The sequence below is a fragment of the Novosphingobium beihaiense genome (assembly GCF_022832375.1).
Lineage (GTDB): Bacteria > Pseudomonadota > Alphaproteobacteria > Sphingomonadales > Sphingomonadaceae > Novosphingobium > Novosphingobium beihaiensis.
The window spans coordinates 133723-157432 of sequence record NZ_JALHLG010000014.1 but is presented as its reverse complement, the minus strand read 5'-3'; the positions used below and the strand labels follow the sequence as shown (position 1 = coordinate 157432).

Annotated in this window: 17 protein-coding genes and 1 pseudogene; 10 read left to right on the top strand and 8 right to left on the bottom strand. The window is 64.2% G+C overall.

Going from position 1 to position 23710, the window contains the following annotated elements; genetic code table 11:
• Positions 1 to 81 precede the first annotated feature (81 nt).
• Positions 82 to 216: pseudogene (locus MTR66_RS12275) on the bottom strand (transposase); the annotation flags it as partial.
• A 241-nt stretch (positions 217 to 457) separates the two neighbouring features.
• Between MTR66_RS12275 and MTR66_RS12270 the strand changes: the two are divergent.
• The 7 genes from MTR66_RS12270 (at position 458) to MTR66_RS12240 (ending at position 14311) form a co-directional block, all read left to right on the top strand.
• The gene (locus MTR66_RS12270; RefSeq protein WP_243921398.1) at positions 458 to 1747 is read left to right on the top strand and encodes a POT-type proton-dependent oligopeptide transporter; all 1290 of its coding nucleotides are present in this window, start codon (positions 458 to 460) and stop codon (positions 1745 to 1747) included.
• Positions 1748 to 2042: 295 nt separating this feature from the next.
• Complete coding sequence (locus MTR66_RS12265) at positions 2043 to 4829, top strand: TonB-dependent receptor (RefSeq protein WP_243921396.1); 2787 nt, start codon at positions 2043 to 2045, stop codon at positions 4827 to 4829.
• 158 nt (positions 4830 to 4987) lie between these two features.
• The gene (locus MTR66_RS12260) at positions 4988 to 6310 is read left to right on the top strand and encodes a histidine-type phosphatase (protein WP_243921394.1); all 1323 of its coding nucleotides are present in this window, start codon (positions 4988 to 4990) and stop codon (positions 6308 to 6310) included.
• Positions 6307 to 8379, top strand: coding sequence for a phosphocholine-specific phospholipase C (locus MTR66_RS12255; protein ID WP_243921392.1), 2073 nt, complete (start codon positions 6307 to 6309; stop codon positions 8377 to 8379). The genes MTR66_RS12260 and MTR66_RS12255 overlap by 4 nt, the downstream gene beginning before the upstream one ends.
• A gap of 89 nt (positions 8380 to 8468) precedes the next feature.
• On the top strand, positions 8469 to 9215 hold the full coding sequence (locus MTR66_RS12250; RefSeq protein WP_243921390.1) for a DeoR/GlpR family DNA-binding transcription regulator: 747 nt from the start codon (positions 8469 to 8471) through the stop codon (positions 9213 to 9215).
• 677 nt (positions 9216 to 9892) lie between these two features.
• The gene (locus MTR66_RS12245) at positions 9893 to 12382 is read left to right on the top strand and encodes a TonB-dependent receptor (protein ID WP_243921388.1); all 2490 of its coding nucleotides are present in this window, start codon (positions 9893 to 9895) and stop codon (positions 12380 to 12382) included.
• A 75-nt stretch (positions 12383 to 12457) separates the two neighbouring features.
• Entirely contained in the window at positions 12458 to 14311 is a 1854-nt protein-coding gene (locus MTR66_RS12240; protein WP_243921386.1) for a methyl-accepting chemotaxis protein, read from the top strand.
• Between the two features lie 108 nt (positions 14312 to 14419).
• Here MTR66_RS12240 and MTR66_RS12235 read toward each other — a convergent pair whose 3' ends face one another.
• The gene (locus MTR66_RS12235) at positions 14420 to 15568 is read right to left on the bottom strand and encodes a DUF2332 domain-containing protein (protein ID WP_243921385.1); all 1149 of its coding nucleotides are present in this window, start codon (positions 15566 to 15568) and stop codon (positions 14420 to 14422) included.
• A 357-nt stretch (positions 15569 to 15925) separates the two neighbouring features.
• On the opposite strand from MTR66_RS12235, the gene MTR66_RS12230 reads away from it, so the two are divergent.
• Positions 15926 to 16276 (top strand): hypothetical protein, encoded by a 351-nt coding sequence (locus MTR66_RS12230; RefSeq protein ID WP_243921384.1) that lies wholly within the window; start codon positions 15926 to 15928, stop codon positions 16274 to 16276.
• A 17-nt stretch (positions 16277 to 16293) separates the two neighbouring features.
• On the opposite strand, the gene MTR66_RS12225 is transcribed toward MTR66_RS12230, so the two are convergent.
• Positions 16294 to 17343 carry a S66 peptidase family protein gene (locus MTR66_RS12225; RefSeq protein WP_243921382.1) on the bottom strand — a complete coding sequence of 350 codons (1050 nt, stop codon included), beginning with the start codon at positions 17341 to 17343 and terminating at the stop codon, positions 16294 to 16296.
• Between the two features lie 93 nt (positions 17344 to 17436).
• On the opposite strand from MTR66_RS12225, the gene MTR66_RS12220 reads away from it, so the two are divergent.
• Positions 17437 to 18312, top strand: coding sequence for an LOG family protein (locus tag MTR66_RS12220; protein ID WP_243921380.1), 876 nt, complete (start codon positions 17437 to 17439; stop codon positions 18310 to 18312).
• Between the two features lie 33 nt (positions 18313 to 18345).
• Here the strand turns inward: MTR66_RS12220 and thiD are convergent, their stop codons facing one another.
• The 3 genes from thiD to glmM form a co-directional block, all read right to left on the bottom strand.
• Positions 18346 to 19515, bottom strand: a complete 1170-nt coding sequence (gene thiD / locus MTR66_RS12215; protein ID WP_243921378.1) for a bifunctional hydroxymethylpyrimidine kinase/phosphomethylpyrimidine kinase — start codon at positions 19513 to 19515, stop codon at positions 18346 to 18348.
• Between the two features lie 230 nt (positions 19516 to 19745).
• Complete coding sequence (locus tag MTR66_RS12210) at positions 19746 to 19970, bottom strand: DUF1272 domain-containing protein (RefSeq protein ID WP_243921376.1); 225 nt, start codon at positions 19968 to 19970, stop codon at positions 19746 to 19748.
• 34 nt (positions 19971 to 20004) lie between these two features.
• Positions 20005 to 21345, bottom strand: a complete 1341-nt coding sequence (glmM, locus tag MTR66_RS12205) for a phosphoglucosamine mutase (RefSeq protein WP_243921374.1) — start codon at positions 21343 to 21345, stop codon at positions 20005 to 20007.
• 104 nt (positions 21346 to 21449) lie between these two features.
• Here glmM and MTR66_RS12200 point away from each other — a divergent pair, with 104 nt between their 5' ends.
• Positions 21450 to 22700, top strand: a complete 1251-nt coding sequence (locus tag MTR66_RS12200; protein WP_243921372.1) for a dicarboxylate/amino acid:cation symporter — start codon at positions 21450 to 21452, stop codon at positions 22698 to 22700.
• Here MTR66_RS12200 and MTR66_RS12195 read toward each other — a convergent pair.
• The gene (locus MTR66_RS12195) at positions 22621 to 23058 is read right to left on the bottom strand and encodes a DUF1993 family protein (RefSeq protein ID WP_407673046.1); all 438 of its coding nucleotides are present in this window, start codon (positions 23056 to 23058) and stop codon (positions 22621 to 22623) included. The genes MTR66_RS12200 and MTR66_RS12195 overlap by 80 nt on opposite strands.
• 30 nt (positions 23059 to 23088) lie before the next feature.
• Complete coding sequence (locus MTR66_RS12190; protein ID WP_243921370.1) at positions 23089 to 23697, bottom strand: HNH endonuclease; 609 nt, start codon at positions 23695 to 23697, stop codon at positions 23089 to 23091.
• Positions 23698 to 23710 lie beyond the last annotated feature (13 nt).

Here is a 23710-nt window from a genome sequence, read left to right as displayed (position 1 = left end):
TCCCGCAGGGCGCCATCATCGTTCCGCCTGGAACGGTAACGTGCGCTCTTGCGATCGGCATCGCCAACACTTGCCCCGCCAGCTCCGCTTCCAGGCATACAGCAAGTGCTGACTGGCGCCGAGCCGCTGTGAGACCTCCGCTACCGGATACCCGCGCTCGGTGATCTGGGCCACCGCATCACGCTTGAACTCATCGCTGAAATTAGGCTTCCCCATCGTCGTCTCCTGTCCTCAAAATTAGGATCGAAGGCGTCCAGAAATCTAGGGGCTATTCATCCCGATGAAACACGCAATCAGCGATAAGAAAATCACACAAATCACGCTTCCGCCAAAGTAGTGTTGGGCTGTGTTGACAGAAGGGACTTCCTGTCGCCTCTACGGCAAACGCCTGCGCAATCATCATCAACGCGCAACAGTGTCCATCGACTAGGACCGGATGCAAAGGACGAAGACAGGTGTGATTCGGCTGCCCCGCCGGTTTAGATATCTCGCCGGGGCCGAATTGTGGGAGCGCTTTGCCCTTCACGGCGTCAAGTCGCTCCTGACGCTTTATCTTGTGCAGCATGTGCTGGCGCAAAACAGCACCGGCGTCTGGGGCCTGGCGGCGTTCCGCTCCTGGCTTGAGGCCGTTTGGGGGCCTTTGAGCCCGAGTGCCTTCGCTTCCCAGACTTACGGCCTCTATGCCGCGCTGACCTATTTCGTGCTGCCATTCGGCGGTGCGATTGGAGACCGGTGTCAGGGGCGCCGCGCGGCGGTAGTTCTTGGGGCCTGTCTCGTTGGCATCGGGGCGGCCTGTCTGGCCAGTGCATGGCTGCTCTTGCCTGCGCTCGCGATCCTTATTCTGGGGACGGGACTGCTCAAGGCGAATCTTGCCGCGCAGGTCGGCGAGCTTTTTCCGGTGCATGACAAGCGCCGCAGCGGCGCCTTTGCGATCTACCTCGCCTTTCTGAACCTCGGCGTGATGCTGGGGCCGCTGGTCTGCGGCTGGCTGGCCCAGTCGCGGGGCTGGGCTTATGCCTTTGGTGCAGCAGGTCTCGCCATGATGCTGGGTCTCATGACGTATCTGCGTGTGCCCGGCATGGCCAGGGCGGAGACACGGAGCGAACGGCCGGAGGCAGCCTCGCCTGCCGCCTTGCCCGGCAGACCATCGCTCGCGATTGTGGCGGCGGTCATTGCGGTTGTTGTCTTGTGCTTCTGTGCTTACGAGCAGGTGACCAATCTGTTCCTGATATGGATTGCCGCCAACGTGCGCCTGGATCTTGGCGGTTTCCATATCCCTCCGGCATGGTTCGCCTCGGCCGACGGTGTGTTCACGATCGCAATGGTGCTGGCGACGACGCGGCTTCGCCTATTCGCGAGGCTGCGCGACGGGGACCGGCTGGCGTTGGGATGTCTGGCGTTGATATGCGGCTACGGAGGCCTTGCCGCTGCGACGCGGCTTGGGCTCACGTCGATCGCGGTGCCTTTGGGCGTGCTGGCCCTGCTGGACCTCGGCATCGCGCTGGTCTGGCCTGCGGGCCTTGCGATCGTGACCGCGGCTGCGCCCAAGGGGTTGGCCGGGGTCATGGCCGGTCTCTTCTACCTTCACGGCTTTTTCGCCAACCTCGTCGTCGGCACGGTGGGGGTATTCTACGACCGCATGGCGGTCCCGGCATTCTGGGGGCTGCACGCAGCAATCGCCGGGCTCGGCCTTGCGCTGGCCCTGCTGGTGCGCGCGCCCGTCAATCGGACCGGGCAGGCAGGATAGCAGCCATCATCCCGGGAAGGGCCAACGTGCGCGCTGCCGTCTTTCTGCCGGTCTTTCTGATGATATTTTGATCACTTGTGGCGGATAATCGAAAATTACCGCCGAAATACCATCAAAACACCTCCATTTTGTCTCAAAACCTTCACAGGCCGTGGGTAGTGGCAGCGCCAACGGACCTGCGAGCCCCATCCTGCTCAGGGCAATCATGAAAGCCATAGCGCCGGAGTCGGGTTCGGGCGTCGATCACCCATGCAACTCACTGATATTATTGTCTTTACAATTCAAAGAGGTGGCAATGAAAACCCTAGGTCGCAAATTCGTCTATCTTTGTTTCAGTGCAAGCCTTCTGGCCGTCGCGGCTGGCAGTGAGGCTCAGGCGGCGAGCACGCCTTCCCAATCCGCTCAGAATACGCAGAACGGCGAGGCGGACAGCCGTGAAGGCGATTCACTCACGTCCGACATCATCGTCAATGGCCACATCGAACGCACGGCGCTGGAGGATGAGCGCAACGCCACCGGAACGGTCGATATCCTTTCCACCGGCGATATCGCGATCAGCTCCAACACCGGCATTGCCGACATCGCACGTTCGCTGCCGGGTATTTCCTCCAGCTACGATCAAGGCGCGAACCAGACAGCAGTGGGCGAAGCGCAGTTCGTAACGATCCGTGGTTTCGACACCAGCTTCAACGCCTACACGCTCGATGGCCTGCGCCTGCCGCAGGTAGCGGGCAGCTCGCGCGCGATTTCCCTCAATCTGTTCTCGCCCTTTGCGATCGGCAATATTTCCGCCGACAAGACGCCCGGTGCGGATCAGGATTCGGACTCGATTGCCGGTACCATCAACCTGCACACGCCCACGGCCTTTGACTTTTCCGGCAATTTCGCGCGTGTTCGCGCTCTGGGACAGCTTGCGAAGCTGGCATCGGACAACCATCAGCCCAGCCTCGGCGGTGCCATAGGCATCGATGCCGCGCGCAAGTTCGGTTCCAACGATCAGTTCGGTCTCTACGTTGCCACGTACTACGAAAAGCGTTCGAACGCCGCTGAATCGGTGGCGGCGCAGAGCGGCTATGTCACGACGCGTCAGGATGCCGGCCGCCCCCGCGACAACTACGATGCGCTCTCGGCCCGGGGGCTGCAGTGGAACTTCTTCAACGACAAGATCGAGCGCTACGGCGCAACGGGCTCGTTCGATTACCATGGCGATGCGGCGCAACTTTATCTGCGGATGAACTACGCCCGGTACAAGAACACCAACACCATGAACCAGACCAGCCTGCGCAGCGAGCTGACCGATAATGCGGACGGTTCGAGCCAGCCCAACCCGAACGAGGCCAGCGGCGGTTCCGGCAATTACAATGCGGATGGCGTTTTCGTGGGTACGGGCGTGAACCCGGCTAGCTACTTCCGCACCGAAGACACTGACCAGAAGCTGTTCTCCGCGCAGCTGGGCGGGGAATTCGAGCTGGGCGGCGGTTTCTCGGCCGCGCTCGAAGGCGCCTATGCCTATGGCGCCTACAACCAGCCCAACCGCATCGAGGCGGCCTGGCGCGGCGTCGGCTATGGCGCATCGGGCATTACCGTAGACCAGAGTGACCCACGCGCGCCGGTCGCCGTGATGGATGCCGGGGCCACGGCCTATGTCTCCTCGCTCGATCTGCCCACGCAATACTATGTGCAGCAGGGCTGGACCTACAATTCGGAAGACAAGAAGACCGTCAAGGGCCACCTCCGGTGGGAAGGCGACGGTGCGCTGCGGTTCATCGAAGCCGGTGGGCTTTACGAGGATTCCAACCGCGACGGGCGCCGCGTCACACCGGACGACACGCGCTATAAATTCTCAAGGCCGTTCGATCAGAAGGACGTGCTCGGCCTGTCTGCAGCAGCGTTCCCCGGCTACACGCTGACGGATTTCATCGGGGCCTATCCCGTGCGTCCGATCCGGGTTCTGTCCCGTTCGGCTGTCGAGGATGAAGTGGCGCAGTACGTCACGTCGCCGGGCGGTACGGCAAGCGGGGTTTCCCAAACCACGTTCGACAGAGGCGTGACGAAAAGCAGCGAATCGCGCACGGCCGTCTATGCCAATGCCAAGCTTCAGTTCGGCGATCTGGAAGCGGTACCGGGCATTCGCTACGAGCGTAACCACTTCGACGCGAGCTACTTTGAAGGCTCCAGCGTCTCGAAGGATGCCCCCGGTGCGTTCGTATCGTCTTCGCGCAGCTACGACCATGTGGACCCCAGCCTGTTGCTGGCCTACCGGCCCAACGACAGGCTTGTGGTCCGCGCCTCCGTGCGGTCAAGCTATTCACGTCCGGGCTTCAGTGATCTGGCCGGGCCGACCAACTATTCATTTAACGGACCGAACGATGAACTCAGCGATGTCGTTCGTCCCAATCCGAATTTGAAGCCGACTTCGGCATGGAATTTCGATCTGGGCTTCGAGTACTATGGCGATGTTGGCCAGTATGTTCAGGTTGCGCTGTACTACAAGGACCTGAAGAACATCATCGTGCCGACCGCTTCGCAGAATCTCAATGAGACGGCGAACGACAGTGTCACCATCTACACGCCGGAAAACGGTCTGGGCGGCAGTGCCAAGGGCGTCGAAATCTCCGGGCGCTACACCTATCACGGCGATGACGGTTCGTTCCTGAACGGTTTCGGCGTTGGCGGCAGCATCACGCTGCAGGATACGAGTGCCAAATACGCCCTGTCGAACGCGGACATCCGCAAGACCAGCCTGCCGCAGGCGCCGAACATCATCTACAATGCGAACCTGTTCTATACGGGGGGCAAGTTCCGCGCGAATGTGAACTATCACTACACGGGCCGCATTCTGGCGACGGTGCAGAGCAACGATCCCGATATCTTCATCCAGCCGGTGGGATCGCTCGATCTCGGTGCGGCTTATGAGCTGACGGACAACCTCGAAATCGGTTTCTCCGCCCGCAATGTGCTCAACGAGCATGCCTACTGGACCACTGTCGGCAAGTCCAAGCAGTACATTTCGAACGACAGAAACGGCGGCTATCTGAAAACCGGCAGCGTCTACCAAGTGAGCGCAACGGTAAAATTCTGATATCGCTTCGAATTGCGGCGCTGAACGGCACAAGGCTGGTTCAGCGCCGCACCATTTTGCCATACCGGGCCGCGATGCGCGGGGCTTTCTCCTCCAGGCACGGAAAGGCTTTGAACAGTTCAGCCAGCGCCACCCGGCATGAGGGTTTCACAAAGATCATGAAAAACTACAGAGCCCTGACGGCATTTCTGGCCTGTGCGATGGCCGCCCTCGGCGGTCCGGCCCTTGCGGACGATCTGCCCGCCGGAGACCGTTCCGGTTTGGCTCCCGGAGACGGGTACCGGGTCGAACGCGTTGTCATCGTCTATCGCCACGGCTTGCGGGCGCCGCTGGATACCGAAATCGGCGCCATGGACTATTCCCGGGACCGCTGGCCGTCATGGGCCACGGCCAATGCCCAGCTGACGCCGCACGGCCGCGAGGCCTTGAGGTTGATGGGCCGGTATGACAAGGCGCTGTTCAGCGGGCTTGGCCTGCTCCAGCCCACCGGCTGCCCCGGGCCGGACAGCCTCGGCATCTATACCGACAGCGACAGCCGCAGCATCGGCAGTGGCGACGAGTTGCGCGAAGGCCTGGCCCCGGGCTGTCAGATTCCGGTGCGGCATAAGGAACCCGGAAAGCCGGACCTGACGTTCACGGCGGGAGCCCCTGGCTCGGCCCCCTTCGATGCCAAGGCCGCGCTGGCCTCGATCGAGAGCTACACAAAGGGCGGGCCGGGCGAGCTTGTCGCGCAAACCCGGCGGCAGACCCGCGTGCTGGAAAAGATCCTCGGCTGCCGTTCCTCCGATGGTTCGCAGGACGCCTGCGACATCGCCGCCGTACCGTCGCGGCTGCGTGCGGACGATCCGGGCATTGGGCTGACAGGCCCGATCATGATCACGTCGGGCACGGCGGAAGTCCTCCTGCTGCAATATGCCGAAGGGATGCCGATGTCTCAGGTCGGCTGGGGGCGGGCCAGTCTTGCCGAACTGACCGAAGTATCGCGGCTCCACGCCTTGCTGTTCGACGTGTTCGACCGTTCCCCTTACATGGCACGGCGCACGGCGGCGGAAATGGCGCCGCGCATCCGCTCGCTGCTCACCAGTGCCGAGGGGCCAAAAGTGATGCTGTTTGTGGGGCATGACAACAATATCGCCGCGCTTACCGCGCTGATGGGCGCCTCTTTCCAGATGCCCACCTATGGCCGCGACGACCCGCCCATTGGCGGCGGTCTGGGCTTCATGCTGCTGACGGATACCAAGACCGGCAAGCAGTTCGTCCGGGTGTTCTATCAGGCGCAGACGCTCGACCAGATGCGTCATCTCACGCGGCTTTCCCCGGCATCGCCGCCCGCCACCCAGATCCTCTCGCCCGAATGCGCGAAGGGCCCGGCACAGCTGTGTGCGCTTGGCGATCTGGCGGGGCTGCTCACATGGCCCGGCCAGGCGCCCGTTCCCGCACCGGTGCAGAGCGCCGAAGCGGGGGAGGCGGCCCGTCCATGACCGTCGATCGCCGCACGTTCCTGGCCAGCGCCTCCGCCGGAGCCGGGCTGGCCGCACTGCCCGCCGCCGCGGCGAGCCCGGCACCTGCAGGCTCCATCCGCGATGTCGAGCATGTGGTGATCCTCATGCAGGAAAACCGCGCGTTCGATCACTACTTCGGCGCCCTGCGCGGCGTGCGCGGCTATGCCGATCCGCGCCCGCTCATGCTGCCCGACGGGCGGCCGGTCTGGGCGCAGCGGCAATTGCCCAAGGACGGCGGCGATACCATCCTGCCCTTTCATCTCGACACGGCAGCCACCGCCGCCGGTTGCCTGCAGGGGCTCGATCACAGCTGGAAGGGCAGCCAGGACCGCTGGAAGCATTGGGACGTCTGGATGCCCGAAAAGGGCCCGTTCAGCATGGGCCACATGACGCGCGCGGACGTGCCCTATTACTACGCGCTCGCCGATCAGTTCACGATCTGCGATGCCTATCACTGCTCGATCTTCGGGCCGACCGGCCCCAACCGGCTCTACCATTTCACCGGGACCAATGGGCTCTCGGTTGGCAGCGAGGGGCCTTACAACGTCTCCAACGACGGCACCGACGACAATCCGGGCGCCGACATGGCCAAGGACGATCCGCACTTTGCCGGGCTGGGCTGGACGCCTTACGCCGCCCGGCTGGAAGAGGCGGGCGTGTCCTGGCGGGTCTATCAGGAATACGACAACTACAGCAACAATACGCTCGGCTACTTCGCGGCGTTCCGCAATCTGGACCGGACCTCCTCGCGCTATCGCCGCGGGCGGGCCTGGGTGCCGGGATCTACGGAAGAGAATGCACACGGCACGCGGGCCGAACATCTGATCGCGGCTTTCGCAGAGGATGTCGCGGCGGACCGGCTGCCGCAGGTCTCGTGGATCGTCCCGCCCTTCAACATGTGCGAGCACCCCGATGCACCGCCTGCCTACGGGCAAGAACTGTGCGGACGGCTGGTCGCCGCGCTGGCGGCCAATCCGGAAGTCTGGGCGAAAACCGTCTTCATCCTCAACTACGATGAGAACGACGGCTTCTTCGATCACATGCCGCCGCCGATTCCCGCCACCCGGCCCGCGCTCGGCGCAAGCACCGCCGATACGCGCGGCGAGGTTTACAAGGGCGAGCCAGTGGGGCTGGGGCCGCGCGTGCCGATGCTGATCGTCTCGCCCTGGACGCGCGGCGGCCATGTCAATTCGCAGGTGTTCGATCACACTTCGGTCCTGCGCTTCCTCGAAACCCGCTTCGGCGTGCGCGAGCCCAATATCTCGCCCTGGCGCCGCGCCGTCTGCGGCGATCTGACCAGTGCGTTCGGCTTCGACGTCACCCCGGCCGCGCGGCGCGATACCGGCTGGCTGGCGCGGATGCCCGATGTCGGCGGCTATCTGGCCGCCAGCGATGCGGCGTGCCAGCTTGCCATGCCCGGCCTTCCCCAGGCGCCGGTGATGGCGAAGCAGGAGCCCGGCTGGCGTCCGGCCCGGGCCCTGCCCTATGATCTCGACGTCGAACCGCACTGGGACGAAGCAGGGCTGACGCTGCGCTTTGTCAACCGGGGGACGGTGGCAGCGGTGTTCCAGGCCTATGGCGCGGCGGATGATGGCAGTGCGCGCTATTACACGGTTGGTGCCGGGCAGACGCTGGAAGACCGCTGGCCTGCAGACGGGCGCTCGCTCGTGGTGTTCGGCCCCAACGGCTTCCATCGTGCGTATCACCGGCTGGACGGCGCCTGCCGGATCGAGGCCATGGCGGTCTTCGTGCCGCAGGAACCCGCCGTACGCCTGCTGCTGCGCAATCGTGGCGATGCATCCGTGGCGTTGACGATCGCCCCTGCGCGCGGGGCGGCGGGAGCCCCGCGAACGCTTCACCTTGCCGCCAAGGATGCGGCCGCATCGTCCCATCCGCTCACGGAAGGGCACCGCTGGTATGACCTGCGCCTGACCGCGCAGGAGCACCCCGGTTTCGAGCAGCGCCTTGCCGGACACTTCGAAAACGGCGAGCCCAGCCGCAGCGAACCGATGGATGAGACCGCCGTTTTCGAGGCAGGCACTGCCTAATGGGCAGCGCGCCGGTTGACGGACCCGAGGGGCAGCGGCAATCCTCCCCTGTCCGGGAGTGGAAGGGAGAGTACGTCATTCAAAAGCGCATGGACCGGCAGCGCGAGATCATGGCGCGGTTGGAGAGCGGCGGCGGCGTCCGCTCGGTTGCCGGGCTCGCAAACGATCTCGGCGTCTCGGACGAGACGATCCGGCGCGAACTGCGCATCCTTGAAAAACAGGGCTCAGTCGTGCGCGAGCACGGCGGCGCCCGGCTGGCAGCACATGTCTTCGAAGGCCCGCTGATGCAGCGGATGGAAGAGAACGCCGCAGCCAAGCAACGGATCGCCGCGGCTGCTGCAAAGTTCGTGCATGATGGCATGATCCTGTTCATCGATGCGGGCACGACATCGTGCATTATCGCCAAGCAACTCACCGCTCGCCGCTCGCTGACCGTGATCACCAACTCGTTGCAGGTGGCCACCGATCTGGGCGGTATCAACGGCAACTGCTTGTTCCTGGCGGGAGGGCAGATGGACTATGACTACCACGCCTTTTCGGACCATACGGCGCAGGAATACGTCGCCGGTTTTACGCCGCATCTTTCGATCCTGTCGGTAGGCGCGATCGAGGCGAAGCGGGGCCTTATGGACTTCCACCCCGGCGAAGCCGCCATGAGCCGCATCGCCTACGCCACCTCGGAACGCGTGCTGCTGGGCGCGGACGCCTCCAAGTTCGGGCGCTACGGCCTGATCCACACCGCCCCGCTCAGTTCTGTCGATATTCTGGTGACCGACGCGCCGCTGGACGATGAATACGCCGGGGCGTTCCAGCACGCCGAGGTCGTGACGGCCTGATCCCGGTTCTGCTGATGTCCAGACCGGGTGAGGCAGTGATCTCATGCTGCCTGGAAGAGCGGATTTGCGACATGAGCCTGGTCCGGCAGGCCATCTGCCGGGTACATGTTTGCAGGTTGCACTTGGTCGAAGGGACCAATTGCGGCCATTGCCTTGGAAACAAGCTTACCAGCCAGCAATGGCGCATCAGGTAACTCGAACTGCAGAAATAGGCATATGAGTACTGATCAACGAGGCTCGATATGAGGCGCATATGCCTAGAGAACAAATCGCCTCCGCGATGGAAAAGAAGCAGATCCGCCACCCACTTCCGGCCGTAACCGCCCGTGCCGGAATATCATCAGCGCCGATCGTGCCACCCGCCCAGGCCGGTCCGCAGGGCCAGGCCGCTGCCCGCATGCTCCGGCACGCCGCAACCGCAGGTTTTCTGCGCATTTAGCTCTTCATGCGAAAGAAACCATGATGCCGGGCAGCGTGATTTGACGAAATACTATCGGGCCCAAAATCACCAAGTATCCGCAAAAGGCACACCAAGTTGCCGGACGCGAATTCGGCGCGTGCATCAAATGGGTGTTGTCAAGAACCCCTGCAATTATCCTTAATGGGCCAGATCTGCTGTTTAAGCAGGTGTTCCCTATCCCGGCGCTGCGAATCTTGCCGCAACAGGGATAATAATCGTGAAAACAAAAACACTTCTTTTGCTTGCCACGGCCTGCCTTCTGCCTTCGCCGGTCCTGGCGGCAGACGGAGAGGCTTCTGCCGAAACCACGCCGCCCAAGGAATCTCGCGTCAATCTTATGACCACGGGCGTCGCCCGTGCCCGCGACCGCCTGGACAGTGCGACTTCCACCAGCACGCTGAGTGAGAAGGAAATCGAAAAGTTCGGCGCCCGCTCGGTCGCCGAAATCTTCCGCAACATTCCGGGCATGCGCTCGGGCAGCACAGGCGGAGAAGGTAACTCCAATATCTCGATCCGCGGCCTGCCGATCGCTCTGGGCGGTGCGAAATTCCTGCAGATTCAGGAAAACGGCCTGCCGACCCTCGAATTCGGCGACATGGGCTTTGCAACCGCCGACCAGTTTCTGCGCGCCGACCTCAATCTCGCCGGGGTTCAGGCGATCCGCGGCGGTTCGGCCTCCACGTTCGCATCGAACTCGTCAGGCGGCATCGTCAATCTCATCGACAAGACCGGGAACGTGGAAGGCGGCTCGGTTCAGATCAGCACTGGCCTCGACTATGACAGCAAGCGCGTCGACGTCGAATACGGCGGACCGATCAACGACACGCTGCGCTTCCACATCGGCGGCTTCTACCGCAAGGGCGAAGGCCCGCGCGACACCGGGTTCGACGGCTACAAGGGCGGCCAGCTCAAGTTCAACATGACGAAGGACTTTGCAGGCGGCGGATACTTCCGCGTCTATGCCAAGCTGCTGGACGACCAGACCGTGCCGACGCCCTATTCGCCGGTTCTCGTCTCGGGTTCGGGAAACAACCCGCACTATTCCAACATACCGGGCTTCAATGTTTCCAAGGACTCGCTGTTCTCGCGTTACATTCCGAACACCCTGGCTCTGGACGGTGACAACAATCCTGTCAGCAACGCCTTCAGCAAAGCCACGCATTCCAAGGTCAAATCCATCGGCTTTGAAACCAAGTTCGACGTCGAAGGCTGGACGATCAACAACAAGTTCCGTTACGCCGACATTTCCGGCCACGTCACGCAGCCGAATACGTTCTCGAACGCGAACGCGCGGCTGCCTTTTCAATCCATCAATTCGGCCGCGGCGGTCATGGGCATGCTGAATGCGACGAGCCTGAGCTATGCGACAGGCCCGAACGCGGGACAGGTGATCGCCGACCCCTCCGCGCTCAACGGCAATGGCCTGCTGGCAGTACTCAGCAATCAGGACGTCGCGCTGAACAGCCTGAACAACATGACCAACGACTTGCGCGCGAGCAAGGTGTGGGATCTGGGTTCGGGCAAGCTGACTTTCACGGCCGGTTTCTACAAGTCGAGCCAGGACATCGACACCGCCTGGGCTTGGTCGACCATGCTCACCGATGTGCTCGGCGGAGGCAACGCGCACCTGATCGATGCCTTCGCAGGCTCCACTCCGATTACCGAAAACGGAGTTCTGGCCTATAACGCGATGTTCATCGGCGGCCGCCGCCACGACCGTTACGACATGACGTACGACGTGAACGCGCCTTACGGCTCGCTCAACTACATGTTCGGCAAGTTCGCGCTCGGCGCGTCCGCCCGCTATGACATGGGCCGCGCCCGCGGCACCATCTACGGCACCAGCCTGACAGACCTCCTGCCTGGCGTTCCTACGCGCACGGTGTACGACCTCAATGGTGACGGCACGATCTCCGCGCCGGAAAACAACGTGGGCTTTGTGGACTACAGCAAGCCCTCGCCGGTGCACTACAACTACCACTACCTGTCGTACTCGATCAGCGCGAACTTCCGCATGGCGGAAGACTTCTCGCTGTTCGGCCGCTACTCCAAGGGCGCCCGGGCCAATGCGGACCGCATCCTGTTCTCGAACTACATCAATCCGCTCACCGGAAAGATGGCGGTTCCTTCGGCGGCCTATGACCCGGTCAAGCAGGCCGAAGGCGGTATCAAGTACCGTACCGGCAACCTGGAAGCCTACGTCACAGCCTTCTGGGCGAAGACTGCCGAGCACAACGTCGGTCTCGACCGCTCCTACCGCGCGTATGGCCTTGAATTCGAGGGCAGCTACCGCCGGGGCATCTTCCTGATCAATGGCGGCGCGACGTGGACCAAGGCCGAAATCACCGCGGATAACATCGACGCTTCCACCGTCGGCAATACGCCGAAGCAGCAGGCGGATCTGATCTTCCAGCTGACGCCGCAGATCGAGACCCAGCGCTTCACCGTCGGGGCAAACTTCTACGGGACGACCAGCGCCTACACGGGTGACAGCAACCAGCTGAAAGTGCCCGGCTACGTCGTTACCAATGCCTTTGTGCAGTACCGCCCCACCGATCGCGTCACGATCATGCTTAACGCCAACAACCTGTTTGACGTTCTGGGTCTTGTCGATGTCGACGGGGAATTCCTCCCGTCGAGTGGTGTTGTGACGGCGCGGACGATCAACCCGCGGACCATCTCCACTTCGCTGCGCTTCAACTTCTGAAGCCAGCCCGGCTGCCGCGCATACGGCGCGGCGGCCGGGTGACGTGGAAAACGAATACCCGATTGGATTGAAAACATGCTCAGCTCGTTGAACATCCCGAAGAAGCTGGCGGTCGCGTTCATCGCGATCAACCTCTCGGCGGCGGTCATGATGTTGGTCTTCGCCATCAACATCGCCATGATCGGCCGGTCGACCGAGCGGACCAATTTCCACCAGGACATCCATTCCAAGGCGCTGGCCCTGGAAACGCAGATCCTGCGCCAGAACAGCCAGGTACGCGGATACCTCGTGACCGGCGATGACGGCTATCTCAAGTCGTACTACGACGGCCGCGACAAATACGATGCGACCTCGGCCGAGCTGGAATCCCTGCTGACCAATCCGGACATGCGCGCCAAGCTGCTTGAATCCCGCCGCGAGACGCTCAAGTGGCGTGCGGACTGGGGCGACAAGTCGGTCGAAATGGTCCAGCAGGGCAACCGCCAGGCAGCCGCCGATCGCGTGCGTGACGCAGGCAAGAAGGCGCTTGTCAGTGCCGCCGTGCTGCCCTTGCGCGACCTTCGCGACTACGAGGAAGAACGGCTGGAAGAAGAATCGGCCGGGCAGTCCAGCGCCATCACCACCACATGGATCGCGCTGGCCGTAGGCGGCCTTGCCCTTATCGGCATCGCCATCGCCCTGCAGCGCATGCTGAGCCGCGACATCGCCGCTCCGATCGGCGATCTGACCGAGACGATGGCTGCCCTCGCCGCCGGACGCAACGACATCTCGGTGCCGGGCACCGCCCGCGTCGACGAACTGGGCAACATGGCACGCGCCGTGCTGGTCTTCCGTGACGAGGCCATCGCCAAGATCGCCGCCGACAAGGACCGCGAGGCGGCCATGGCGGAGATCGGGGAGAAGCTCCACGACCTCTCCCAGTCCGACCTGCGCGCCAGGCTCGACAACCTGCCCGACGCATTCTCGTCGGTCGCGCGGGACTTCAACAACGCGCTGGAGCAGCTCTGCACGGTCATGGGATCGGTCCGCGGCAGCATCGACTCGATCTCCACCGGTTCCTCCGAGATCCGCCAGGCGACCACCGATCTGTCCAACCGTTCGGAGGAACAGGCCGCCCGCCTGCAGTCTTCCGCCGCGGCGATGGACGAAATCACCCGCAAGGTCGGCGAGAGCGCCGGGATCGCCGCTCAGGCCAACAAGGCCATGAGCGAAGCGCGCGGGGAAGCCGAACAGGGCGGCGCAGTGGTGCAGCGCGCGATTGCCGCCATGCAGGGCATCGATCAGGCCACCAAGGAAATCGCCGAGATCATCACCGTGATCGACGGCATTGCCTTCCAGACCAACCTGCTGGCCCTCAACGCTGGCGTCGAAGCCGCGCGTGCAGGCGATGCGGGCAAGGGTTTCGCGGTCGTCGCTTCGGAAGTGCGCGCGCTGGCCCAGCGTGCGGCGGATGCCGCGTCCGACGTCAAGTCGCGCATTCTCTCGGCAACGGATCACGTCACATCGGGCGTCGATCTCGTCAACGACACCGGCGGCTCGCTCAACCGTATCATCGAGCGGGTTTCCAGCGTGAGCGAATCGATCGAGGCCATGGCCGAAACCGCCGAACAGCAATCGACCGGCCTGCTCAAGGTCAACGAGGCCATCAGCGCGATGGATTCAATGACCCAGCAGAACGCCGCAATGGTCGAGGAAACCACCGCTGCCACCGAAATGCTGGCCCGCGAGGCGCAGCAGCTGTTCGAGGCATTCTCCGCCTTCAAGGTCGATGACAGCCTGTCCCGCCACACGGCTCCGGCCAAAGCGCCAGCCGTCGCCGCACCGGTCCGCCCGGCGGCCAGGCCAGTGCAGGCGGCCGCCCCGTCCGCCCCGCGCGTGGCAGGCAACCTCGCAATTCAGGCCGATGAGGACGACTGGTCGGAATTCTGATCCGCCACACTCTCGTCCAGCCCATGGAAAAGGCCGCGCAGACACCCTCTGCGCGGCCTTTTTCTGTCTGGCTTGGCCCTGTGTGTTCAAAGCCTGTTGACGATACGCTTAGGTCTGTCCGCCAGTGGCCGGAAGACCGTTCCATTCGATGGACGCGCCATAGGGATGGCATTGCGCCAATATGACACGCTGGCCATCGCCGGGCCCGCCCGACCAATGAGTCATGCACAGCATGACCGCGCTGCGACCGCGATTCCATTCCAGTCCCATCCGCGCCAGCGGGCGCTCCGGCGTGGCCCGGCGGCCCGCAGCCCAGATCGTTTCACGCGTGGCGGCGAGTTCATCCTCGGGCAGATACTGCAGTACCATCGAGTGCTGCACGACGCGCACCGTGCCCGCCGCCTGCGGCTGCGCAAGGCGCTCCGCAAGCCATGACACGGCATTGGCCCGATCGACCGGCGGAGCGGAATCGCGTGCCAGCAGCATGGCCCGGTGCAGGCATTCGGAACGCACCTCGTCACCCGGCCAGACATAGGACATAAGACGTTCGCGGGTATGCGGATCGTCAAGGCGCATCGGGCGCAGATCAGCGCCGCGTGCCGCCGCAATCCGCACATCGGCCTGCGGCGGCGGCGGGCCCTGCCACTGCGGCGCAAGCTGCAACGGGGACTCCGGCTGACCGAACATCCGCCCGCCCAGATTATGGGCATAGCGGTCAACAAAGAGGTTCAATCCCGCACTGGCCCCGATCTCCAGCAATTCGAAAGGCAGGCCATAGCGGCTGGCCAGTACGGCCAGCGCCGCCATGAACGCGCTCGACCGGCGCACTTCGTTGGTCTGCGTGGGATGCCCCATCCAGACCAGCAGCATGTGCTCGCCCCGTTCAAGCGCCTCACCGATCGCGCGGTCGAAATCCCGGTGCTGGCCCGCATAGAGCCCGGACAAGTCCGGAAAGGTCCCGCGCCGCGCAAGGGCGTGCAGACCGGCATTGAGCCGCAGGGACATAGCGCTGGCCGCCGGATCGCCGGGCCAATCCGCAATCGTGGCTTCCAGCGCCGGAGCGCGGGAAAGCTGGCGCCGTGCCGCCGTCAGCACATCGCCGACGAACGGAGATCCCAGCGAGCGGGCTATCGCGGATTGGCGGAGCAGATAATCGCGTTTGTCGGGCAGCGTGCCGTCCACCGCTACCGGCGGAGGAACCGGGCCGCGTGCCGCTTCTTCAGGAACCGGACTGGTTGCCGGAGAGGCCGTGGACACGCTGGGAACCCTCACAAATACTTGGAGTACCGGAACTTTCCGGAAGACAGCAGCAGGGTAAGGATATCTGGTTGATGCTATCGCGACCGCAAACTACGAAAATTCCCTTATTCCAGTAGGCCGGAGCCGGGATTTTCGCGCTATCCTGGCTTGCGCGGGCAAGATCGCCCTGGCGGTGCCATCGGCAAAGCGGCGGCGAGCCTGAGCCTCACTATAATTGCTGTCCCGTTTACCGTCTTACTTCCTGCTGAAGCTGGTTTTTCAATGAGACACCAGGATCGGTCCCAGCCGTCCGGCAGCCAGACTGAACCAGGACGAGCCGAACAAGTGTGGTTAAATATTTCAGGATGACATGAAATGGCCTTGCACGATCCCGACGAAACCCCCGCTGTGTTCCATCCCGCAGAACGCCGTCACCAGCGCAAGCAGGTGGAAATGATGGCCCGGTTCCGCCGCGATCTCGCCAGCAGCACGGTCATGCTCAAGGACCTCACCCCTTTCGGCGCGCGGATCGAAGGGATCGGCCACCTGCAAGCGGATGAAGCCGTCAGCCTGGCACTGCCGGGGTGCCGCCCCGCCATGGCGTTCGTCGCCTGGGCAAACGACCACTGCGCCGGTCTGGAATTTGCCGAACCGCTGGAAACCGGCGTTTTTGCAGAGCTTGTCGCCCACTACGGTCTCGGCCGCGATTCGGCTGCGGCGGCCTGAGCGCCCTCTGCCCGGGACTACGCCACGGCCGGTTCCAGCATGCGAATGGTTCCGGCATCGGCGTCGATTTCGGCCATGACTCCCACCGGCATGCTCACTTGCGCGGCGATATGGCCAATCAGCGCGCCCTGGAAAGCCGGCACGCCCAACGCTGAGAACCGGCGGTCCAGCACTTCGTAGACTGTGAAGTTGGAATAGCCGCCGTCCGGGTTATGGCAGCGGGTGCACTGGCCGAAGACCACGCCCGCCACCTTGTCCAGAATCCCGGCCAGCGCGAGTTGGGTGAGCATCCGGTCGATCCGGTATTCGGATTCGTTGGTATCTTCCAGAAACAGGATCGCGCCGGCAAAGTCCGGCAAGTAGGGCGTGCCCGCCAGCGCTGACAATACGGTGAGATTGCCGCCAAGCAGCCGCCCGCGCGCCTTGCCGCCCCGGAATGTGCGCAAGGCCGCGCCCCTCCCCGACAGGCTGGGCCCATCGGAAGAAGGCACCGCGTAGACCGGCATCTCCGCGTCGAAAGCCAGCTTGCGAAATGCCTCCCACGCCGCAGGCGGCCAGGATGCCGAAGCGTTGGGTCCATGGATGCTATGCACCCCGGTGCGCGCGGCAAAGGCCAGATGCAGCGCGGTGTTGTCGCTGAATCCGGCGAAAAGCTTGGGCCTGCGCGCGATCGCCGCGAAATCGAGATGAGGCAACAGGCGCGCCGCGCCCCAGCCGCCGCGCACGGCCATGATCGCACGCACCTCATCATCCGCGAACATCGCCATCAGGTCTCCCGCCCGCGCCTTGTCCGAACCGGCCAGATAGCCTTCGCGTTCCAGCATGTGCGGCGCGGGCTTGGGAATCAGGCCCATGGCCCGCACGGTTCGTTCGATTTCCGCAAGGCCGAAGCGGTCCGCAATGAATCCAGCAGGCGCGACCAGCCCCAGCACATCCCCTTCACGCAAGCGCGGCGGGCGGACAGGACGAACCGGCGCCGCGCCCGCCTGCGGTGCTCCCAGCGGCAAACCGGCGAGTGGAAATGCTGCGGCACCCAGTGCCGCGACGGCATGGCGTCGGGTAAACATCGGGAACAAACCTAGAGGGTGTTGAATTCGGTGCAAGCGGGTGCACGGTTATCTGTACTCGACGACACTCGCGGAAACCGCCATGGAAGGCCAATGACAGAAAAAGAAGAAAAGACCCTCTCAGAGCGCCGTTTTTACAAAGCCGAACAGGAAGTTGGCTTCGCCGATCAGCAAGGCGGCACACTGCAGACGGAGCATCCGGCCTATCAGCTTGCTTTCCGCGACACCGATTTTCTGCTGCGCGACGAACTGCGCCCGGTGCGGTTCCAGCTCGAATTGCTGAAAACCGAAATGCTGCTGGAAGAAGCGCAGATCGGATCGACGCTGGTGTTCTACGGCTCCGCGCGCATCCCCTCGCCCGAAAAGTGCGAAAGCGTGCTCGCCGCCGCGAAAACCGACGAAGAAAAAGCCGTTGCCGAACGGCTGGCCGCGAAAGCGAAATACTATGACGAAGCGCGCAGGCTTTCGCACCTCGCCAGCCAGTGCGCGGTGGTGGAAAAGGGTATGCGCCAGTTCGTGGTGTGCTCAGGCGGCGGGCCGGGCATCATGGAAGCAGCCAACCGCGGCGCGTCGGAAGTCGGCGCGGAATCGCTGGGCCTCAACATCGTGCTGCCGCATGAGCAGGCGCCCAACCCCTATGTGACCCCGCGCCTTTCCTTCCAGTTCCACTATTTCGCACTGCGCAAGATGCACTTCCTGCTGCGCGCACGCGGCGTGGCGGTGTTCCCGGGCGGCTTCGGCACGCTCGACGAGTTTCTGGAAATGCTCACCCTGATCCAGACCGGCAAGATGCGGCGCATCCCGATCCTGCTCTATGGCCGGGAGTTCTGGAACCGTATCGTCAATTTCGAGGCGCTGGCCGAGGAAGGCGTGATCAACCGCCGCGATCTGGAGCTGTTCCACTGGTGCGAAACGGCCGAGGACGGCTGGTCCGTGATCCGCGAGTTCTACGATCTCGATTGCGGCTGATGCGTCAGCATCTCCGGGACTTGGTATGAGCCTTCAGCGCGGCAGCGCCCAGGGCGGGAAGCGCCGCGCGAGCCCCGCCTTGTAGAGGCAGACCCGGTTGCCCGCCGGGTCCGTCAGCCAGGCCTCGCGCCAGAGCCAGCGCTGGTCGCGGGCCGGTTCCACCACGATGCCCCGCTCCGCCAGCCGGGCGATTGCTCCTTCCAGATCGAGGCACTCGAAATAGATGCCCGCTCCGGAGTCTCCCGCCAAGTGTCCTGCTGCCACGTCATCGTGTCCGGTGCTTAGCGACAAGGTGGCACCGCCCGGGGCTTCGAAACGGACATAGTCCGATTGCGGGCTGCCCACGATCAGAGTGAGGCCCAGTGCCGAATAGAACGCGACCGACGCGCCCATATCGCGGGCGGGCAGCGTGATCTGGTTGAGGCGCGGCTCCCCGGTAAGGTCGAGCCGGACCGCCTGATGCCCCATCGGCCCATGCCCGGCGCCGAATCCCGGCGCCTCGCGCAAGGCGAGCTGGACGAATGTGCGCGCCGCCTCCACCGCGGATTCGAGCGCCATGCCCTGCCCCAGGAACGTAGCGATGGCGCTCGACAACGTGCAGCCGGTGCCGTGGCTGTGGCGCGTTTCGAAGCGGGGGACGGTCCAGACGACGGGTTCGCGACCCGGCACGGTCAGCCGGTCCGCCACTTCGTCCCCTTCGGCATCTCCCCCCTTGGCTAGGCAGGCGGCCTTGCGCCGCGCCATCGCCGCTTCGCCGCCCAGCGCCGCGAGTTCGGGCACATTGGGCGTGGTCAGCGTGGCGAGCGCCATCAGCCGTTCGAATGCGGCCACGGTCTCCGCGTCCGCCAGCACGGATCCGCTGGTGGAGACCATTACCGGATCGAAAACCACCGGCACGCCGAGCCCTTCCAGCCGGTCCGCCACCGCGTGGGCAATCGCGGCCGAACCCAGCATGCCGATCTTCACCGCATCCACGCCGATATCGCAGGTGCAGGCATCGATCTGCGCTGCCACCATGCCCGGCGAGAGCGCCTCCACACCGGTGACGCCCAGCGTGTTCTGCACCGTAATCGCGCTGATCGCGGTCATGGCATAGCCGCCGAGCATGGTGATCGTCTTGATATCGGCCTGAATGCCGGCGCCGCCCGAACTGTCGGAACCGGCGATGGAAAGGATGCGGGGAGGCGTATTGGCAGTGGACATGCTGCTCCCCTACCCGTTCGTGTCGAGCGAAGTCGAGACACGTTGGTTGCCGGGATCGTACGTTGGCATCATAGCGCCTTCGTTGCCCTCACCCTTTGCTGGCCGTTCGGAATACACGGCCCTTTGGGCAGGCGGGCGCTCCGCTATCTTTCCCGACGTCGTGCTATCAAAGCGGGATCCCCCCGTGCGCAGGAATGACGAAAAATGGAAGAGCGGCTCAAATTCAGGGCCTATCCCTTGTAGTGCCGCACTTTCGAGGGCGGGTGCGCATCGTGGTGCTTCTTCGCGCGCGTCGGCCGGTCGGTGAGTTCGCCGCCGCAGTTGGGGCACAGATCGTCCAGATCCTCCGCACATTCGGCGCAGAACGTGCATTCGAAGCTGCAGATGAAGGCGCCGGGCGCCTCGGCGGGCAAGTCTGTGCCGCAGCGTTCACAATCGGGGCGCATTTCCAGCATGTTTTTCTCCGCTCATCCTGAGCCTGACGAAGGATCAGGCGGTAGCCTCTTCGACGGCCTGACAGATCGAGGCCACAGCAGCCTCCACTTCCCCGGCATCGTCACCCTCGGCCATGACGCGGATGACCGGCTCGGTGCCGGAGGGGCGGATCACCAGCCGCCCCCTGCCGTCGAGCGAAGCCTCGGCGTCGGCAATGGCGGCTTTCACACTCTGCACTTCCAACGGCTTGCCGCCCGCAAAGCGCACGTTGCGCAGCAGTTGCGGCACCGGATCGAACAGATGCAGCAACTCGCTCGCCCGCTTGCCGGACTGGACCAGCGCGGCCAGCACCTGCAGCGCCGCCACGGTGCCGTCCCCGGTGGTGGCATGATCGAGCAGGATCATGTGGCCCGACTGCTCGCCGCCAAGATTGAAGCCGCCCTGCCGCATGCGTTCGAGCACATGGCGGTCCCCCACCTTGGTGCGTTCGAGCGTCAGCCCCTGCCCTTGCAGGAACCGCTCCAGCCCGAGGTTCGACATGACCGTCGCCACCACGCCGCCGCCGCGCAACTGCCCCCGCGCGGCGAGCTGGGTGCCGATCAGTGCCATGATCTGGTCACCATCGACGACCTGGCCCTTCTCGTCGATCACGATCAGCCGGTCGGCATCGCCGTCCAGCGCGATGCCGATGTCGGCGCCGGAAGAAACCACCGTCTCCTGCAGCAGCTCCACATGAGTGGAGCCGCAGCGGTCGTTGATGTTCTTGCCGTTGGGGCTGACGCCGATGGCAATGGTTTCCGCGCCCAGTTCCCAGAAGGCGGACGGCGCCACCTGATAGGCCGCGCCATTGGCGCAATCGACCGCGATCTTGAGCCCATCCAGCCGCACGGTGGACGGCAGCGAGCCCTTTACCGCGTGAATATAGCGCCCGCGCGCGTCCTCGATGCGGCGGGCCCGGCCGATATCGGCGGACGCGGCGAGCGGCAGATCCTGCGCCAGCATCGCCTCGATCGCCAGCTCGTCCTCGTCCGACAATTTGAAACCGTCGGGGCCGAACAGCTTGATGCCGTTGTCCTCATAGGGGTTGTGGCTGGCCGAGATCATCACGCCGACATCGGCACGCAGCTCGCGCGTGAGCAGCGCCACGGCGGGCGTGGGCATCGGCCCGAGCAGGATCACGTCCATGCCGACGCTGGTGAACCCCGCGACCATCGCGTTTTCCAGCATATAGCCCGAAAGCCGCGTGTCCTTGCCGATCACCACGCGGTGGCGGTGGGTGCCGCGCAGGAAGCGGGTGCCGGCCGCCTGGCCCACTTTCATGGCGGTGGCGGCGGTCATCGCCCCCTGGTTTGTGCGGCCGCGAATGCCGTCCGTGCCGAAGAACTGCTTGCTCATGGCTATGCTCTATACCCTCCCACCTTTCTGGAAAATTGCTATGTCGCGGCGGGCTGGTAATGTCACGCGTTTCGGGCCGCGCAGGCACCACAACAAGGGATCGCATGACACAGACCAGCAGCGCCGGGCGCATGCCCGAAATTCGCGTACCGGGCATGCTGACACTGGGCGGGCTGATCGCCGGACTGGTGGCCGGTGTCCTGCTGAAAGGCTCGCCGGTTCTGCCGCCCCTGCTCGACATCGCCGGGCCGCTGGGCACGTTCTGGCTCAAGGCGCTGAAGATGACGATCCTGCCGCTGGTGGCTGGGCTGATGTTCACCGGCATCGTCGAAACCGCTGCCGCCGCCAATGCCGGGGCCATGGCCAAGCGCACGCTGGGGCTGATCGTCGGCGTGCTGGCCGCAAGCGCGATCCTGGGCGGCGTGCTGATGCCGGCGTTCCTGGCGCTGTTTCCGCCCCCGGCCATCGCCATGCCCCATGCCGCCGCTGCGCCGGATGCGCCACTGCCCGGCTTTGGAGACTTTCTCGGTTCGCTGGTGCCTTCCAACGTTTTCACGGCCGCTGCCGACGATGCGATGCTGCCGGTGATCGTGTTCATCGCCCTGTTCGCCACGGCCACCACCCGGCTGGCGGAAGAACCGCGCCGCCATCTGGCGCTGCTGTTCGAAGGGCTGACTGGCGCGATGATCGTGGTGATCGGCTGGGTGCTGAAAGTGGCGCCGCTGGGCGTTTTCGCGCTCGGCCTGTCGCTGGCGGCGAGCAGCGGCCTCGCAGCAATCGGAGCGCTGGTGCACTATATCCTGCTGGTCGCCTCGCTGGGCGCGGTGTTCCTGCTGGGTGCGTATCCGCTGGCCGTGCTGGCAGGCCGAAAGCGGCTGGGCGCTTTCACCCGTGCAGTGCTGCCCGCGCAAGTTGTGGCCATCTCCACCCAAAGCTCGCTCGCCAGCCTGCCCGCAATGCTGGCCTCCTGCCGCAGGCTGGAAGTGCGCAACACCACCAGCGAATTCGTGCTGCCACTCGCCGTCACGCTGTTCCGCTCGACCGGCCCGGCGATGAACATGGGCGTTGCCATCTACGCCGCGCATCTGGCGGGGCACACGCTGACGCCGATGGCCATCGCGGCGGGCGTGCTGGTGGCTTTCGTAACGACTTTCGGCACCGTCTCGCTGCCCGGCACGCTCAGCTTCATCGCCTCTACCGGCCCGATCGCGGCGGCCATGGGCGTGCCGCTCTGGCCGCTGGGGATTCTGGTGGCGGTGGAAATGCTGCCCGACATCATGCGCACCGTCGGCAATGTGACGATGGACGTGGCGGTGTCGAGCGCCGTGGATGCTGGGGTGGACAACGAAGAGTAGACTGCGCGCTCAGCCCTGCTCGGCAGTCTCCGGCCGGAGATAGGCGAACATGTGCGGCACGTAGTCCGCCTTGCCCAGCTCGATCCCCCGGCTGCTCGCCCGCGCCGCGCCCTTCCGCCGCCAGTTCGTCCAGCCGTTCGGGAACCAGCTCGCCGCGCAGCCGGAACGTGGCCTCCTGCGCCTGCAAGCAAATGAAGCGGATCTGGCTGGAAAGCGGATACATGTCCGGCGCCAGCCGCTCCGACAGTAGGGCCTCGGCTTCCGCCCCGGCAAGCTGCTTCTGCGCTTTATCGAGCCAGCCCGAGAGCGCTCGCAACATCTGCCCATAGGTGGGAGCAAGCAGTTGCGTCGGGGTCATGATTCATCGCCTCCGTCAAGCACCAGAAGCCTACGCCTCCAGCTCGATGTCCCAATAGAGCCAGTCGCGCCAGGTTTCGTGCAGGTAGTTCGGCGGAAAAGCCTTGCCGCGTTCCTGCAATTGCCAGCTCGTCGGGCGGATCGGCGGCACCAGCGGGGGCATGTGCGCCTGCTTGGGCGTGCGGCCGCCCTTCTTGAGATTGCACGGCGCGCAGGCGGTGAGGATGTTTTCCCAGCTCGTCTTGCCGCCCAGACGGCGCGGGACGACGTGATCGAACGTCAGGTTATGCGGGCTGCCGCAATACTGGCAGGAAAACCGGTCCCGCAGGAACAAGTTGAAGCGGGTGAAGGCTGGGAATTCGCTGGGCTTCACATATTGCCGCAGCGCGATCACCGACGGGATCTGCATCGTCCAGTTCGGCGAATGGACCGCACGGTCATAGCTGGAAACGATATCCACCCGTTCCAGCACCACCGCCTTGATCACGGTCTGCCAGGGCCAGAGGCTGAGCGGATAATAGGAAAGCGGCGTGTAATCCGCGTTCAACACCAGAGCAGGACAGTCTGAAAGACTTCGGGAGGGATCATCCTCCGCGCTGCGGAACCGGGCCGCGCGCTCTATCAGCTCCGACTTGAGCATGGCCTCCTGTCGC

Bases quoted from the DNA above. Each gene is read 5' to 3' on its own strand.
- MTR66_RS12260 (WP_243921394.1), top strand. From the start codon at position 4,988: ATGAAAAACTACAGAGCCCTGACGGCATTTCTGGCCTGTGCGATGGCC.
- MTR66_RS12200 (WP_243921372.1), top strand. From the start codon at position 21,450: ATGACACAGACCAGCAGCGCCGGGCGCATGCCCGAAATTCGCGTACCG.
- MTR66_RS12240 (WP_243921386.1), top strand. From the start codon at position 12,458: ATGCTCAGCTCGTTGAACATCCCGAAGAAGCTGGCGGTCGCGTTCATC.
- MTR66_RS12210 (WP_243921376.1), bottom strand. From the start codon at position 19,970: ATGCTGGAAATGCGCCCCGATTGTGAACGCTGCGGCACAGACTTGCCC.
- MTR66_RS12195 (WP_407673046.1), bottom strand. From the start codon at position 23,058: ATGACCCCGACGCAACTGCTTGCTCCCACCTATGGGCAGATGTTGCGA.
- MTR66_RS12225 (WP_243921382.1), bottom strand. From the start codon at position 17,343: ATGTTTACCCGACGCCATGCCGTCGCGGCACTGGGTGCCGCAGCATTT.
- MTR66_RS12190 (WP_243921370.1), bottom strand. From the start codon at position 23,697: ATGCTCAAGTCGGAGCTGATAGAGCGCGCGGCCCGGTTCCGCAGCGCG.
- thiD (WP_243921378.1), bottom strand. From the start codon at position 19,515: ATGTCCACTGCCAATACGCCTCCCCGCATCCTTTCCATCGCCGGTTCC.
- glmM (WP_243921374.1), bottom strand. From the start codon at position 21,345: ATGAGCAAGCAGTTCTTCGGCACGGACGGCATTCGCGGCCGCACAAAC.
- MTR66_RS12250 (WP_243921390.1), top strand. From the start codon at position 8,469: ATGGACCGGCAGCGCGAGATCATGGCGCGGTTGGAGAGCGGCGGCGGC.
- MTR66_RS12230 (WP_243921384.1), top strand. From the start codon at position 15,926: ATGGCCTTGCACGATCCCGACGAAACCCCCGCTGTGTTCCATCCCGCA.
- MTR66_RS12265 (WP_243921396.1), top strand. From the start codon at position 2,043: ATGAAAACCCTAGGTCGCAAATTCGTCTATCTTTGTTTCAGTGCAAGC.
- MTR66_RS12220 (WP_243921380.1), top strand. From the start codon at position 17,437: ATGACAGAAAAAGAAGAAAAGACCCTCTCAGAGCGCCGTTTTTACAAA.
- MTR66_RS12255 (WP_243921392.1), top strand. From the start codon at position 6,307: ATGACCGTCGATCGCCGCACGTTCCTGGCCAGCGCCTCCGCCGGAGCC.